General features: G+C 60.5%; 18 protein-coding genes and 1 pseudogene. 9 read left to right on the top strand and 10 right to left on the bottom strand.

What is annotated here, in order from left to right:
- Position 1 precedes the first annotated feature (1 nt).
- On the top strand, positions 2–418 hold the full coding sequence (locus AC1DNW_RS09480; protein WP_113308796.1) for a GNAT family N-acetyltransferase: 417 nt from the start codon (positions 2–4) through the stop codon (positions 416–418).
- On the opposite strand, the pseudogene AC1DNW_RS09475 reads toward AC1DNW_RS09480, so the two are convergent.
- Positions 419–992: pseudogene (locus AC1DNW_RS09475) on the bottom strand (GNAT family N-acetyltransferase).
- A 209-nt stretch (positions 993–1201) separates the two neighbouring features.
- Between AC1DNW_RS09475 and AC1DNW_RS09470 the strand changes: the two are divergent.
- Complete coding sequence (locus AC1DNW_RS09470; protein WP_113308854.1) at positions 1202–2191, top strand: glutathione S-transferase family protein; 990 nt, start codon at positions 1202–1204, stop codon at positions 2189–2191.
- A 3-nt stretch (positions 2192–2194) separates the two neighbouring features.
- Here AC1DNW_RS09470 and AC1DNW_RS09465 read toward each other — a convergent pair whose 3' ends face one another.
- Positions 2195–2674, bottom strand: a complete 480-nt coding sequence (locus AC1DNW_RS09465; protein ID WP_113297546.1) for an NUDIX domain-containing protein — start codon at positions 2672–2674, stop codon at positions 2195–2197.
- A 68-nt stretch (positions 2675–2742) separates the two neighbouring features.
- On the opposite strand from AC1DNW_RS09465, the gene AC1DNW_RS09460 reads away from it, so the two are divergent.
- The 4 genes from AC1DNW_RS09460 (at position 2743) to AC1DNW_RS09445 (ending at position 5943) form a co-directional block, all read left to right on the top strand.
- Entirely contained in the window at positions 2743–3651 is a 909-nt protein-coding gene (locus tag AC1DNW_RS09460) for a metallophosphoesterase family protein (RefSeq protein WP_113297545.1), read from the top strand.
- 159 nt (positions 3652–3810) lie between these two features.
- Positions 3811–4371: a tetratricopeptide repeat protein gene (locus AC1DNW_RS09455; RefSeq protein ID WP_113308795.1), complete on the top strand. Its 561-nt coding sequence runs from the start codon at positions 3811–3813 to the stop codon at positions 4369–4371.
- A 217-nt stretch (positions 4372–4588) separates the two neighbouring features.
- Complete coding sequence (locus AC1DNW_RS09450; protein WP_113308794.1) at positions 4589–5101, top strand: RNA polymerase sigma factor; 513 nt, start codon at positions 4589–4591, stop codon at positions 5099–5101.
- Between the two features lie 5 nt (positions 5102–5106).
- Complete coding sequence (locus tag AC1DNW_RS09445; protein ID WP_113308793.1) at positions 5107–5943, top strand: anti-sigma factor family protein; 837 nt, start codon at positions 5107–5109, stop codon at positions 5941–5943.
- A gap of 3 nt (positions 5944–5946) precedes the next feature.
- Here the strand turns inward: AC1DNW_RS09445 and AC1DNW_RS09440 are convergent, their stop codons facing one another.
- Positions 5947–6927, bottom strand: coding sequence for a zinc-binding dehydrogenase (locus AC1DNW_RS09440; protein WP_113308792.1), 981 nt, complete (start codon positions 6925–6927; stop codon positions 5947–5949).
- Positions 6928–7025: 98 nt separating this feature from the next.
- Here AC1DNW_RS09440 and AC1DNW_RS09435 point away from each other — a divergent pair, with 98 nt between their 5' ends.
- Positions 7026–7415 (top strand): winged helix-turn-helix transcriptional regulator, encoded by a 390-nt coding sequence (locus tag AC1DNW_RS09435; protein WP_113297540.1) that lies wholly within the window; start codon positions 7026–7028, stop codon positions 7413–7415.
- A 9-nt stretch (positions 7416–7424) separates the two neighbouring features.
- On the opposite strand, the gene leuA is transcribed toward AC1DNW_RS09435, so the two are convergent.
- The 4 genes from leuA to AC1DNW_RS09415 form a co-directional block, all read right to left on the bottom strand.
- The gene (gene leuA, locus AC1DNW_RS09430; protein ID WP_113297539.1) at positions 7425–9158 is read right to left on the bottom strand and encodes a 2-isopropylmalate synthase; all 1734 of its coding nucleotides are present in this window, start codon (positions 9156–9158) and stop codon (positions 7425–7427) included.
- Positions 9159–9313: 155 nt separating this feature from the next.
- Positions 9314–9439, bottom strand: a complete 126-nt coding sequence (locus AC1DNW_RS09425) for a hypothetical protein (RefSeq protein WP_477852508.1) — start codon at positions 9437–9439, stop codon at positions 9314–9316.
- A gap of 44 nt (positions 9440–9483) precedes the next feature.
- Positions 9484–10668, bottom strand: a complete 1185-nt coding sequence (locus tag AC1DNW_RS09420; protein ID WP_477852506.1) for a benzoate/H(+) symporter BenE family transporter — start codon at positions 10666–10668, stop codon at positions 9484–9486.
- Positions 10669–10870: 202 nt separating this feature from the next.
- Positions 10871–11458, bottom strand: a complete 588-nt coding sequence (locus AC1DNW_RS09415) for an ATP-dependent Clp protease proteolytic subunit (RefSeq protein WP_113297537.1) — start codon at positions 11456–11458, stop codon at positions 10871–10873.
- A gap of 157 nt (positions 11459–11615) precedes the next feature.
- Between AC1DNW_RS09415 and AC1DNW_RS09410 the strand changes: the two genes are divergently transcribed.
- Both AC1DNW_RS09410 and AC1DNW_RS09405 read left to right on the top strand, forming a co-directional pair.
- Positions 11616–12326: a hypothetical protein gene (locus AC1DNW_RS09410; RefSeq protein ID WP_113308790.1), complete on the top strand. Its 711-nt coding sequence runs from the start codon at positions 11616–11618 to the stop codon at positions 12324–12326.
- Positions 12327–12440: 114 nt separating this feature from the next.
- On the top strand, positions 12441–13193 hold the full coding sequence (locus tag AC1DNW_RS09405) for a DUF2076 domain-containing protein (protein WP_113308789.1): 753 nt from the start codon (positions 12441–12443) through the stop codon (positions 13191–13193).
- Positions 13194–13379: 186 nt separating this feature from the next.
- On the opposite strand, the gene queF is transcribed toward AC1DNW_RS09405, so the two are convergent.
- The 3 genes from queF to AC1DNW_RS09390 form a co-directional block, all read right to left on the bottom strand.
- On the bottom strand, positions 13380–13844 hold the full coding sequence (gene queF / locus AC1DNW_RS09400; RefSeq protein WP_113308788.1) for a preQ(1) synthase: 465 nt from the start codon (positions 13842–13844) through the stop codon (positions 13380–13382).
- Entirely contained in the window at positions 13844–14758 is a 915-nt protein-coding gene (gene emfA, locus AC1DNW_RS09395; RefSeq protein ID WP_477852505.1) for a CDF family cation efflux transporter EmfA, read from the bottom strand. The genes queF and emfA overlap by 1 nt, the downstream gene beginning before the upstream one ends.
- A gap of 147 nt (positions 14759–14905) precedes the next feature.
- Complete coding sequence (locus AC1DNW_RS09390) at positions 14906–15118, bottom strand: S26 family signal peptidase (RefSeq protein WP_477852556.1); 213 nt, start codon at positions 15116–15118, stop codon at positions 14906–14908.
- Positions 15119–15136 lie beyond the last annotated feature (18 nt).

Raw genomic sequence — 15136 nt, 5'->3', positions numbered from 1 at the left:
TGTGCCGGAATTCGAGCTCACCGCCTCCCCTTCGCCGGAAGAGCTCGCCGTCATTTCCGATGGGCTGACGGCCTTCAACAAAGAGGATGTCGGCCCGTCCGGACGGCAAACGCTTGCCATTCTCATCCGTGACACCGATGGAAAGGTTTCGGGCGGCCTGTCCGGTTTCACCGCCTGGGGCTGGCTCTTCGTGCAGATGCTCTACATTCCCGATACGCTGCGTGGCGGCGGCTTGGCCGGCAAGATTCTCGCGAAGGCGGAAGAGGAAGCCGCCGCCCGCGGCTGCCGCGGCGCGTGGATCGATACCTTCAATCCGCATGCCCTCAGCGCTTACCAGCGCCAGGGCTATGAGATCTTCGGTGAACTGCCGGATTTTCCAGAGGGTCGCACCCGGACGTTTCTCAAGAAGCTGCTCTGATTATACCCGCCAGGCGATCGTCCCCTTCAGCCGCGCATGCGTGTCTTCAGCGATCGGGACGACGAGTACACGGCCCGGATCGACTGGACCCGGAAAAGTCAGCGCGCCGTAAGCAACCTTCTCGAAACCGAGCGGACCGTAATAGGGTGGGTCGCCGACGAGGATGACGGCCTCCGAACCCTTTCGTTTGGCAGCCTCGACCGCGATACGCACCAGTTCCCGGCCGATACCCTTGCTCTTGTGCGAGGGCCGCACCGCAAGCGGTCCGAGCAGATGGCCCTTCACTGTTCCCGCCAGAACCGGCGTCATGCGCACCGAAGCGATCGTCTCCCCGTCATCGGCACAGATGAAGGAGAGCGACAGGTCATGCGGCCCCTGTTCGCGGATGCGCGCGGCGGCACGCGTATGCCGGCCGGGACCGAATGCTTCTTCGTTGATGAGTTCGATAGCCGCGTCGTGAGACGCATCCTCGGTGAGGTAGACGAGATCGTGCTTGTACATGAGCATGGAAACAGAGACCGTATAGACGCAGATATATGGGTTCGCGAACACGCCGTCAGGCGTTCGGGAGCATCAGCGTCGTCGCAGGCCTCTGGGAATAGACATCAAGCAGGATTCCAGAAATTTGTGAGGAAGGCGGATAGCAGGAAAAAATTTCGGCGTCCATTGCAAAAATTCGGGCAGAAGCCGGACGACTGAGACGCAGTGTTCAATCTTTGCCGCCTGCAAAAAGCGGCATACTGCGATATCTATCTCGTAACAAACAATTTCAGAGGTAAGCTCATGGGCATGCTGGTAGACGGCGTCTGGCGTGACGTCTGGTACGACACGAAGGAAACGAAGGGCCATTTCAAGCGTCAGCCCTCGCAGTTCCGCAACTGGATCACGGCAACAGGCGAAGCCGGCCCCAGCGGCAAGGGCGGCTTCAAGGCCGAGGCCGGCCGCTATCACCTCTATGTCTCCCTCGCCTGTCCCTGGGCGCACCGCACGCTGATCTTCCGCAAGCTGAAGAAACTCGAAGATCTGATTTCCGTCTCGGTCGTCGACCCGCTGATGGTGGAAAACGGCTGGGAGTTCAAGGTCGGCGATGGTGCCACTGGCGACCAGCTCTTCGGCTCCAAGGCACTATGGGAAGTCTACGTGAAGGCCGATCCGCACTATTCCGGCCGTGTCACCGTGCCTGTTCTCTGGGACATCAAGACCGGCACGATCGTCAACAACGAGTCGGCTGAAATCATCCGCATGTTCAACAGCGCCTTCAATCATCTGACGGGCTCGACGGCGGATTATTATCCGGAAGACCTGCGGAGCGATATCGATGCGCTGAACGACATCGTCTATGACACCGTCAACAACGGCGTCTACAAGGCGGGCTTTGCCACCACGCAAGCGGCTTATGAAGAGAATGTCGTCAAGCTCTTCGAAACGCTGGATAAGCTCGACGAACGTCTTGGCAAGGGCCGCTACCTTTTCGGCGATCGCCAGACCGAAGCCGACTGGCGGCTCTTCACGACGCTTGTGCGTTTCGACCCTGTTTATGTCGGCCACTTCAAGTGCAACATCCGTCGCATCGAGGACTACCAAAACCTGTCGGGTTATCTGCGTGACCTTTATCAGACTCCCGGTGTCGCTGAGACGGTGAACCTGCGCCACATCAAGGAACACTACTACCGCAGCCACAAGACCATCAACCCGACCGGCATCGTACCCGTCGGACCTGCACTCGATCTCGATCGGCCGCACGGCCGCGACAGGCTCGCAGCCGCAGCCTGAATCTCACCAGTAATGCGCCGGCTCCGCCTCGCCGCGGAGTTCGGCGAGCCTTCGTAGCGTCGCCTCGGTCGTCTCCTCGGGCAGATTATCGATCTCGAAGAAGCCGCTTTCGGCAATCTCCCAGTCCGGCGGCCGCGGCGCGGTCTGCTCCACTGTGGCACGGTAGAAGACCACATGGTCGCGCCGGGTGATGCTGGTATTGAAATAGACGTGAAAGAGCTTCGGCTTGCCCACGATCTTGAGGTTGCCTTCCTCCCGCAATTCCTTGATCAGCGCCTCTTCTGCCGTCTCGTCGCGCTCCAGCCCGCCGCCCGGCATGTGCCAGCCGCCGGTGTAGCCGTGACGAACGAGAAAGAGGCGGCCCTGCTCGTCGAAACAGGCCGCACGCACTCCCATCGTCATGCCGCGCACGAAGGAAAAATACACGTGCAGCAACCTCAACAACACTTTCATGTGAAGCGGCCATTTTTGTTTGTCTGCCATGGTTTCTTTCAGGCTCGCATCGCCGGGATGTGTTTGAATTGTAAATAAGCTGGTCTATGTGTCGTTGCATGTTCAAGCTCGCGCATATCTCTGACATCCATCTCGGACCCCTGCCCCGCCTTTCCATTCACGAGCTTTTCTCGAAACGCATTACGGGCTTTGTGAACTGGCACCGCAACCGGCGCAAGCATCTTTTCGGCAGCACGCTCGATCTGCTGCTGGACGACATCCGCACCCATAAGGCCGACCATCTTGCGGTGACCGGCGACCTCGTCAATCTGGCGAGTGGCATCGAGATCCGCTCCGCCGCAGCCTGGCTGCGCGAACTCGGCGATCCCGCCGCCACCTCGGTCGTTCCAGGCAACCATGACGCCTATGTGCCGGGCTCCTACGAGAAATCGATGCGCGCCTGGTATGACTATGTGCGCGGCGACCTCGCCCCGCCGGAATGGGAAGAAGGCCGGCACATTTTCCCTTATCTGCGCATCCGCGACAAGGTCGCGATCGTCGGCTGCTCCACCGCCGTCGCAACCCCGCCCTTCGCCGCGTCGGGCTTCTTCGGTGCGCGGCAGGCCCGCGATACGGTCAACATGCTGCGCGCCGCTGGCGAGGCGGGCCTTTTCCGTGTCGTCATGATCCATCATCCGCCGATCCGCGGCGCAACCTCTTTCTACAAACGCATGATCGGCATTCGCCGTTTTGCGGCCGTCGTGTCCACCGGCGGAGCGGAACTCGTGCTGCACGGCCATACCCATCTCAATACGCTTTACTGGTTGCGCGGCCAGACAGGTCCGGTACCCGTCATAGGCATCGCATCGGCGTCTCAGGGGCCGGGCGGCATCAAGCCGCGCGCCGCCTATAATCTCTTCTCGATTTCCGGTTCTCCGGGCGCCTGGGAGGTGAAGGGAGAGCGTTTCAGCATAAACGACACGGGCGACGGCATGATGCCGGAAAGTGCAGATATTTTCAGACTTTAGAGGCAATTGCGGAATCAATTCCGACAGCCATTGAACCAACCTGTGAAGAGCGGTTGCCGATGTCGTAACATCAGCAATAAAGGCCTCCGGGCCTCTTGGTATTTTTATCTGTCGGCGTACAATCCGGTCACCGCATCGCCTCAAAACGGAGTACGCCCGATGACTGCCTCCCTTCATCGCCTGTGCAGACTTTCGCTTGTTTCCGTCTTCACTCTCGGGCTTGCCACATCCGCCTTTGCGGTCGGTGGCGGGAACGATGACACCTCGCCTCCGCAGAAGACCCAAACGACCAAGACCTGCACCAAGGGCAAGGTCTGGGATGCCAAGAAGAAGGAATGCGTCGATCCGAAGAAGCAGAGCTTCAACGATGACGATCTCTATAAGTTTGCCCGCGAATTCGCCTATGCCGGCCAGTATGAGAACGCCATCACGGTGCTTAACCTCGCGCAGAACCAGAACGACCCGCGCATCCTGAATTATCTCGGCTATGCCAACCGCAAGGCCGGCCGCGTGGAACTCGGCATGTCCTACTACAAGAAGGCGCTGCAGCAGGATGAGAATTACATTCTCGCCCGCTCCTACATGGGCATGGCGCTCGCCGAACAGGGCGATGTCCAGGGCGCCCGCGTCCAGCTCGTCGAGATCCGCGATCGCGGCGGCGAAAATACCTGGGCTTATCGCGCTCTTCTCCAGAGCCTGAACGGTCACAGGACATATTGAGGCAAGCTGCGCGGGCTATGGTACGAAATCCTTGGGAAGGGATGGATGAATTGAACCCCGCGCTTGCGAAATACAGGCGACTTGTTCCATAAAGCCGCCTGTATGGCCGGGATAGCTACGATGGCTTCGCGCCCGCCGGGCGAGGCCCGTACGCGAAGCCGCCCGAATGCAAAGCCAGTATGAATGCCGGCCGATGTGAATGCTTCTTGGAAAGACGATGCGCCAACCCGCCACCACCACCGATATCCGGCGTGATCTCGTCGGCCTCCTGCCCCGCCTCCGCCGCTTTGCCATCACGCTCGCGGGAGAGACGGCTGTGGCCGACGAGCTGGTACAGGCGGTCTGTCTGCGCGCAATTTCCAGGGGGCATCAGTGGAACGGTGAAGGCCGACTGGAAAGCTGGATTTACACACTGGCCCGTCAGCAATGGGCCGATGACAGCCGCAAGCGCAAGCCGCGGCCAGCCGCACGAGGCAATGTGACAGATATCCGCGACGCCATTCGCGACCGCGCGGCGGTCGTCGATGCCGATGCTCTGCACCGCATGCTCGTGGAAATGCCTGAGGGTGTGGCCAGCATCTTCCTGCTGATCGATGTGGAAGGGCACAACTATCAGCAGACAGCCGAAATCATGAGCATCGCGATCGGCAGCATTGCCGGCCAGCTTGCGACGGCACGACTCCATTTCGCCGCATTGTCCGGTCACAATCCGCCCATCCACAGGTACTGACTGATTTGCTCGATTTCAAAAAACAGCCGCTCGAAGCCCAGCTTGCCGCTCTCCTCGACGGCGAAACCACACCGGAACAGAAGCTGGAGCTGGAAAACCGGCTCGTGATCGATGAAAACGCCCGCAAGATCTACGATAAGCTCCGCCACGGCGTCGATTTCGGCCGCCGCAAGCTGGACGACATGCTGAAGGAGCCGGTTCCGCTGGCGCTCGTCCGCTCGATCAAGAGCACGCAGCCGCCGAAGACACCGATCGCCCAGCGCAACAGCCGCCCGCAATTCAAGCTCGCACCGAGCGGTCGCCAGGCGCTTGCCGCGGCCCTTATCCTCTTTGTCGTCGGCGGCGGCATCGGCTATTTCATCGGTAATGCGCCGGATACGGATGACACCGCGCCTGTCGCAGCAACCCAGATCAATACGAATGACTGGCTGGGTGACGTCACCGCCTTCCAGCGGCTTCTCCTGCGCCAGCCACGCCACCTCGTCGAAGTGCCGGCCTCGCAGTCCGAGGAAATCTCATCCTGGCTGACGACGGCAATCGGCGTACCGTTCCGCGTTCCGGATCTGTCTCGCGACTCCTGGACCTTCCAGGGCGCCCGCGTGATCCTCGGCGATAGCCGTCCTGTTGGTCAGCTCGTCTATTCCAACACCGACGGCGACATCATCTCGATCTGCTTCCGCAAGGATGCGCAGCCGCCGGAAACGGAAGACTTCAAGGAAACGATCCGCGACGAGATCGGCCTCGTGACCTGGCACAATGCCGGCACCTCCTATGTGCTGGCCGGCCCCTCGGCCGAAGCCACGCTCGGCCAGCTCGCCATGGAAATCGCCGCCGCCATCTGACGGTCAAGGTACCAGCACGACCTTTCCACCGACCCGGCGCTCCTCAAGCGCGCGATGCGCCTCTGCGGCCTGGCTCAGGGAAAAGCTTCCGCCATGCACGATCCTCAGCGCTCCGGATGCCGCAAGATCGAAGAGAGCCGCGAGATCATCCCTCCACCTGCCTCCCGAGATCAGCGGCAGGAGCGAAAAGCCTTTCAGTGACTGGTTCGCATCAAGCATGGAGCGGATTTCGGAAAGCTCGAACGAAAACCGCCCCATGGCCGCAAGCAGCATCTCTCCGGCGGGAGCAAGTGCTGTCAGCGAAGTTCTGGCGATATCGCCGCCAACGGTCTCATAAATGACATCGGCACCCTGGCCTGCGGTCGCAGCCCTTACCGAAGCGGTCCAGTTTTCCCCAGTGTAATCGACCGCCATATCGGCACCGAGAGAGATGGCGAGCTTCCTCTTGTCATCGCTGCCGGCAGCCGCGATCACCATGCTCGCTCCTTCCAACCTTGCAAGCTGCACCAGCAGGGAGCCCACACCGCCGCCGGCGGCGTTGATCAGCACCACCTTTCCCTTCGGCGGGCTGCGACGCACCATGTTCAGGGCCGTCAGACCCTGAACCATCAACGCCGTCGCATCCGCAAAAGAAAGGTTCTCCGGCAGTCGCACCACCGAGCCCGAGTTCACAGCCACAAATTCCGCGTAACCGCCGAAGCCGCGTCCAATGGCAAAAAGCGGCACGGTGACACGTGCACCCTGCAGCGAAGGGTCGGCGTCAGGTCCGAGCCTTTCGACGACGCCTGCCACTTCCACGCCGGGAAAGGCAGGCAGCGGCGGCGTGACGGCATAACGATCCGCCCGCATCAAAACCTCGAAGAAATTGATGCCGGCAGCATGGATACGCACCAGCACTTCGCTGCCTTCCGGCTCCGGCGTCGGCACTTCGACGATTTCGAGAACCTCAGGCGGACCGAAGCGGGTGAACTGAACGGCTTTCATCACAGACCTCACGTTTTGATGGCGTGAGACAGGCTTTACCACTCGATTTCCGGATAAAAATACACACATGTCAGTGCCATACCCACCAGGAGGTGACCATGGCCGAGCCCATGAAAAGACTGCCGAAACTGCCTGTGGAGCGGGCCTTGAAGGTCATTTCCGGGCGCTGGAAACCCGTCATCCTCTATCATGTCTTCTCCGGCCCCAAACGGCTTTCGGAGCTCAAGCGCATGATGCCCGAGATCACCCAGAAGGTCCTGATCCAGCAGCTGCGCGAGATGGAGGAACACGGCCTCGTGCGCCGGGAGATCTTTGCCGAGGTGCCTGCGCGGGTGGAATATACGGCAACAGAACTCGGTCTCGGCTTGGAGCCGATCCTCTTTGCTCTCTGCCAATGGGGACAGAACCATGCGGAAGCGCAGGGCGAGCTCGATGAGCTCGCCGATTGCATCGTCAGGCCGCGTCACCCCGAGGCGATCGCGGCCTGATCAGAATGCTCAGGCCTTGCCGGCCTTTACCTCAAGCACGCGGTTGGCGGCCGACACGATTGCTTCGAGCGATGCGCCAACGATATTGGTGTTGATGCCTGCGCCGAAGAGCTTGCCGCCCGGATAGGATGTCTCGACATAGGAAATGGCCGAGGCATTCGAGCCATGCTGCAGCGAATGCTCCGAATAATCCTCGACCGACATTTCGATGCCGAGATAGTGCGACAGCGCATTGATGAAGCCATCGATCGGCCCGTTGCCGCGGCCTTCGATGCGTTTGATCTCACCATTGTCGGTGATCTCGGCCGCCACGATTCGCTGTCCCTTGTTCTCGGTATCGGGATAGGTGTGGTGGTCGACAAACCGGAGGCGAGCGCCCGGCTGCGTCACGTAGCGCTCGATGAAGCGGTCGTGGATACGCTTCGAGGGAAGCTCCTTGCCCTCTTCGTCGGTAATGCGCTGGATGTCTCCGCGGAATTCGACCTGCAGGTTGCGCGGCAGGTTGAGCCCGTAATCCTGCTGCAGGATATAGGCGATGCCGCCCTTGCCGGACTGCGAATTGATGCGGATGATCGCCTCGTAGGAGCGGCCGACATCGCGCGGATCGATCGGCAGATAAGGCACTTCCCATACCGGATGGTTGGCGATCTGTGCAGCCTTCATGCCCTTGTTGATCGCATCCTGATGCGAGCCGGAGAAGGCCGTGTAGACCAGCTCGCCGACATAGGGATGACGATCAGCGATCACCATCTGGTTCGAATACTCGAACACTTCCTTGATGCGCTCGATATCGGAGCAGTCGATTTCCGGATCGACGCCCTGCGTGAACATGTTGAGCGCCATCGTCACCACATCGACATTGCCCGTGCGCTCGCCATTGCCGAAGAGCGTGCCTTCGACGCGGTCGGCACCTGCCAGCAGCGCCAGCTCGGCAGCGGCAATACCGGTGCCGCGGTCATTATGCGGATGCAGCGAGATGATCAGGTTCTCGCGGTTGTCGAGATTGCGGCACATCCATTCGATCTGGTCGGCATAGACGTTGGGCGTCGCCATCTCCACCGTCGAAGGCAGGTTGATGATGAGCTTGTTGTCAGGCGTCGGCTTCACGACGTCGATGACGGCGTTGCAGATTTCCAGCGCCACATCCAGCTCGGTGCCGGTGAAGCTCTCGGGCGAATATTCGAAACGGTAACCGCCGCCAGCCTTGGCTGCCATATCGGTGATCATCTTGGCTGCATCGACGGCGATCTGCTTGATGCCCTGCACATCCTTGGCGAACACCACGCGACGCTGCAATTCGCTGGTGGAATTATAGAAGTGCACGATCGGGCGGTTGGCACCTTCCAGAGCTTCGAAGGTGCGGGTGATCAGTTCCGGACGGCACTGCACCAGCACCTGCAGCGAGACGTCGTCGGGCACATTGCCCTCTTCGATGCACCAGCGGGCAAAATCGAAATCGGTCTGCGAGGCGGATGGGAAACCGATCTCGATTTCCTTGAAGCCCATTTCCAGCAGCAGCTGGAACATGCGGGCTTTGCGGTCATGGCCCATCGGATCGACGAGCGCCTGATTGCCGTCGCGCAGGTCGACGGAGCACCAGATCGGTGCCTTGGTAATGGTCTTGGTCGGCCAGGTACGATCAGGAATGTTTACCTGCGGATAGGGCCGGTACTTCATGCCGGCGTCGGGCATGCCCTTGGCGGAAGCAGCGCTTGCGGAGGATCGGCTGGTGTTCGTATCCATTGTCTTGTCTCCTCGTCCCGGCATTTGCCGCGTCTTAGCCGATCATATCTGGCTTGGCGACAGCAAATGCGGACCTTTGATCGGTCGTTTGGTCAATTTTGAAAGTGAGTCGCGAGGAGCGATGGCCGGGCGGGCTTTCGGCCGCCGGGCGCTCCTCAAAGGACCCGGCAACCGCGCGTAAGGCCGAGGAGAAGAAGCGAGGTCAGGGCGCGCGTATTGTCACGCAATGCCATGCGGCTGCGTGCAATCGTCTCGGAAATCCGTGCGCTCGTGCTCTTCATGACCGCGCTTATAGCCTCCGGCGGAAATTCCGGCAACCCCTCACCTATTTTTTCATCACCTGCACAATTCGAGAGAGCGCAAGCATCAGCCCGCCGGCAACCAGTCCCCAGAAGGCGCCGGAGATGCCGCCAAAGGAAACACCGGAGGCAGTGACAAGGAAGGTAATCGCTGCCGCCTCGCGGGTTTCAGGCGCCTGAAAGGCGGCCATCGCGGACCCCGAGAAGGCGCCGACCAGCGCCAGACCGGCCACGGCCTCGATCAGGATCGGCGGTGCCAGCGCGACGAAAGCTGTGACCGCCCCGGCAAGCAGCCCCAGAATGACGTAGCCGACCCCCGAAATCAGCGCCGCCCAATAGCGCCGCGAGGGATCGGCATGCGCGTCCTGCCCGGCGCACATCGCCGCCGTGATTGCCGCCAGATTGACCGCATGCCCGCCAAAGGGAGCCGCCAGCAGCGAGAAAACGCCGGTCACGGCAAACAGCGGGCCTGGCTTCGGATCGTAGTGATTGACCTTCAGCACCGCGATGCCGGGAATGTTCTGCGAGGCCATCGTCACGATGAAGAGCGGCAGGGCAATGGACACAAAACCGGCGAGATTGAAGACCGGGTGCACGATGCCGATAACAGGCACCAGCGACTGCTCGAGCGACGCCAAGGCGCCCTCGGGAATATCCACGCCGAAGGCAAGCACCAGTGTGAAGGCAACAAGCGCCGCCGGCACCGCCCACAAACGCTTGAACGCGCCGACGACGATCCATGTCAGAATGATCGGCAGACCGAACATCGGATTGAAAGCGATTGCCTTGACCGGAGCAAAACACAGACCGAGCAGCACGCCCGAAAGCATGGCATTGGCAAGCGGTGCGGGAATAGCGGCAACCGCCCGTCCGAGCGGCTTGAACAGCCCGGCAATGACGATCAGCGCACCGCAAAGAATGAAGGCCCCGACCGCTGCGTTGAAACCGCCATCAATCGTGCCGATGCTCGCCAGCAGCGCCGCCCCCGGCGTCGACCAGGCGATACTGACCGGCAGGCGTGTGACGGCACAGAGCACGATGGCGCAAAGCCCCATCGAGATCGACAGCGCCATCAGCCCTGAAGCGGCCTGCACATCGGTCGCGCCCACCGCCTGTAGCCCATGCAGCACGACGGCGAAGGAACTGGTGAATCCCACGAAAGCCGTCAGCAGACCCATGAAGAGACTTTGAACGGAAAAATCTTTGATCATGCGAGACTCCCGGCTGCGAAGATTGCGCATGGAGCAGCATTAGGGGGAGGCACGCAAGCCGCATTGCCACCGGAAATGTTCGCTGGGCTGGCAATTTCCGTGGGGATTTCATGCTGATACCCAGCGTGACGTGGGCAGATATGAAAACGCCCCGCCGGCAATGGCAGACGGGGCGTAAATTCACAGCCGTATCAGCGAAAGATCAGATTTCGCTCTGCGAAGTGACCACGCGCGAAACGAGACCGTAGGCCACGGCGTCTTCAGCCGAGAGCCAGTAATCGCGGTCGATGTCCTTGGCGATCTTTTCTTCCGTCTGGCCGGTTGCCTTCGAGAAGATCTTGATCAGACGTTCGTTCATCTTGATGATTTCACGCGCCTGGATTTCGATGTCCGAAGCCATGCCCCGCGTGCCGCCGGACGGCTGGTGCAGCAGGAAGCGGGTGTTCGGCAGGCAGATGCGACGTTCCTTCGGAGCCGCGGCATAGATCAGCGCGCCGGCCGAGGCGACCCAGCCCGTCCCGATCATCCAGACCTTCGGCTTGATGAACTTGATCATGTCGTGGATGGAATCGCCGGATTCGACGTGACCGCCGGGCGAATTCACATAGATACGAATATCTTCGTCATTGGCGGCTGAAAGCGCAACAAGCTGAGTGCTAACCTTCTGCGCCAGTTCCTGCGTGATCGGCCCATAGATGAAGATCGAACGCGACTTGAAAAGGTTCGCCTCCGTTTCCTTGCCGAGCGGCAGTTCCTTCGTCTTGTCGTCCTGTTCTTCTTCTTCGTTCATTCGAACCTCTCTCACGTCCAATGCGGTTCCTCGCACATAGTGCGACTCAATGCGTAAAACAATGCGGGAAAAAGAGGAAGCAGGAAGCGGTGAAGATATTCTTATGACAAACGCACGATATCATCGCATCCTCTGAAAAGACCGGGAGAAACACAAAATGACCTCCTCCTTGCTACGCGCAGCCGTGCGCAACAACGCATTCTGGTGCGACGCCGTCTGCAAGGCACAGGGCTCGCCCGGCGAGTTCACGGCGACAATTTGGTTTCATCGCCGCGGCACGCCGCCCTTCTATCCCGATGCCGTAACGCTGGCGGAGACCGAGGTCGAAGCAGCAGAAGCGATCGCCACGCTAATCAACAGTGACAAGCGCGACTGGGCAGTCAAGGACAGCTACGCAACCCTCGATCTCGCGCCGCTCGGTTTCACGATGCTGTTCGAGGCCGAATGGATCGGCATGCGCACGCCAGTCTCGGCGCCGTCCCCATTCACCTGGCAGCGCATGGAAAGCGCTGTCGATCTTGCGCGATGGGAGGCGGAATGGGGCAAGGCGAACGGGTCGACTACACAGAAGATCTTTACCGAGCCACTGCTGCACGATCCTGAAATCGCGTTCCTGCTTGGTTTCAAACATGGCCAACCGGTCGGCGGCGGCATCCTCAATCACCACGCCGGCGTCGTCGGCCATTCCAACCTGTTTGCAGAGGCCCGGCACGGTGAAGCCATTCGCCGCGGGCTGATTGCGCAGGCTGCCTCGCTCTATCCGGGAGAACCGCTTGTCGGCTACGAACGCGGCGACGATCTGGACGAGGCGCTGCGCACGGGCTTCGAACTTCTGGGGCCTCTGCGCGTCTGGCTGAAGGAGGTCTGACCTTACTGAAATGTAAGCCGCCAAGGCTTTGAAATGCCCCAATCGCTTCCTAACTCAGTTTTACGCGGCCCTCCCGCCGAACGTTGAAGCCGCAGAACTTTAAGGAGACAGGCTATGTCACCGGAAGAACGCCAATTGCTGACTGCCCTCTTCGATCGCGTCCGCACCGCAGCCGCCACGCCGCGCGACCCGGAAGCCGAAGCGCTGATATCAGAAGCGAACCGTGCGCAACCCTCCGCCACCTATTATCTGGCGCAAGCGGTCATCGTTCAGGAAAAGGGTCTGGAAGCCGCCGCCAACCATATCAAGGAACTCGAAGAGCATGTCCGCCAGCTCGAAGCAGGTGTAGGCGATCGCCGCCAGGCCGAACAGGGCGGCTTCCTGAGCTCCATCTTCGGCAACACGCAGACGCAGCAGCCGGCGCCCGCTCCCGGCCCGTGGGGCGGCGCGCCGAGAGATAGCTATGAACAATCGCGCGGCTATGACAACACCCGCCAGATGCCGCAACAGCCTACCGGCCCCTGGACGCAGCAGGCCGGTGCGCCGTCTGCCGGTGGCAGCTTCCTGCGCGGCGCTCTCGGCACGGCAGCCGGTGTCGCAGGCGGCATGCTGCTTGCAAATTCGCTTTCCGGCATCTTCGGCAACCACATGTCATCGCTTGGCTGGGGCTCGCCTTTTGGCGGCGCCAACCCCTTCGGCGGGGAGAACGCGCCGGTCGAGGAGACCGTCGTCAACAACTACTACGGCGACAACAGCCAGGCTGACGATAACCGGGCGGATAATAACGACAATATCCAGCAGGCCGATTACGACGACAATGATGACGACTCTTCCGACGATTCCGGTAATGACACGACGGATGTCTGAGTTTTGATGCAAGGAACGGGCAACAGTTGGCTTTAAACAGCCGCGCCGTTGCCCGGCCCTTCGCTTCGGCTCAGGGCGCTGCAATCGATTCAGAGCAGTTCCAGAAAAGTGCCAAGCGGTTTTACGTCGGGAATTGCGTAAGAACTAAAGGGTGAATCGATTGTTCGGGCTGCGCCGGATCGCAGCTCACCCACGTCCACGATAGGTCGCAACGCCCTGATCCGGCAGCCATACACCTTCCGGCGGCTTGCCTGTCTGCCAGAAGACGTCGATCGGAATACCGCCGCGCGGATACCAATAGGCGCCGATACGCAGCCATTTCGGGTCGAGCAGCTCTACGATACGTTTGGCGATATAGATCGAGCAATCCTCGTGAAAGGCGCCGTGATTGCGGAAGGAATGCAGAAAGAGCTTCAGCGATTTCGATTCCACCAGCCATTCGTTCGGAATGTAGTCGATGACGATATGGGCGAAATCCGGCTGCCCGGTCATCGGGCAGAGCGACGTGAATTCCGGTGCCGTGAAGCGCACGACATAGTCTGTGCCGGCGTGAGTGGCAGGCACCTTTTCCAAGACCGCGTCCTCTGGGTTCTTTGGGGTTTCCGTCTGCTGGCCCAGCATCGAAAGGCTGGAAACGTCCGTATTCGGCATTACGCCTCCTTGATCACTTTGACGCGGATACCGTGCGCTTTTTCGCCCTCCGGCTCCACGTGAATGGCAATTGTCGCGCCCGCATGCGCTGCGCGGATGGCATCTTCAAGGCGGTCGCAAATATCATGGGCTTCGCGAACCGTCATCCTGGCGGGCACGACAAGATGGAAATCGACGAAGGTCACCGAACCGGCGCGCCGCGTCTTCAGATCATGGACGCCGATCGAGCCTGACGCATGGGTGGCAATCGCCTGCATGATCGCCTCCTCCTCCTGCGGCTCGACCGCCTGATCCATCAACCCGCCGATCGACTGCGAGATCACCTTCCAGCCCTGATACAGGATGTTCAGCGCAACGAGGATGGCGAGAATGGGGTCGAAGATCGCATAACCGGTTGCGAGCGCCAGAAGCAAGCCAAAGAGAACGCCAACGGAAGTGACCACATCCGACATGATGTGCTGCCCGTCAGCCGTCAAAGCTGCAGAGCGGTGCTTTCGCCCGGTACGGATCAAAAGCTGCGCCCAGACGGCATTGATGACACCGGCGACGAAGTTGATCGCAAGACCGAGCACCGGTGCCTCGAGCATGCGCGGATCGGCGAGATGATTGACGGCCTCCTGGACGATCAGCAGCGCGGCGACGACGATCATCACGCCCTCGGTGACGGCCGAAAGATATTCCGCCTTGTGATGGCCGAAGGGATGGTCGTGGTCGGCGGGCTTCTGCGCATAGCGGATGACGAAGAAGGCGATGAAGGCAGCCACCACGTTGACGACGGATTCCAGCCCGTCCGAGAGCAGCGCCACGGAACCCGTCACCCACCAGGCGACCAACTTCAGCCCCATGACACCAAGCGACAGGGGAATGCCCCAGAACGCCAGTTTCCGGACCGTGAGATTGCCCTCGTCGCTCATATCATCCCCCTGCGGATGCGAATGAATTGCAGCATATAAGCCGTTGAAACGCAAAACCGCCCACGCGGAATCGCGCAGGCGGCCAATGCGGTTGATATGGGCAATCAGCCCTGAAATGTCAAAGGCTTTGGCGCGTGAGACAGTGCCCTATTCGAACGTTATCCCGATCCGTTCCGCATCAGGAGAGACAAGAACCAATACGGCTTGGCCGGAGACATCCTGCGCGGGCACGAAGCCATTCTCGCCCAACCGATCCGGAGCGCGGCTGTCGACGGAATTGTGTCTGTTGTCTCCAGGACGAAATAATGGCCGGCCGGTACCTCGAAAGGGCCGGCATCGTGCAATTGACGGCAATTCCATATGCACTTATATAATACG

The sequence above is a fragment of the Rhizobium sp. 05L429 genome (genome assembly GCF_056397645.1).
Note: the sequence above shows the minus strand (reverse complement) of the source record. Positions and strands in the feature narration are given on the sequence as shown.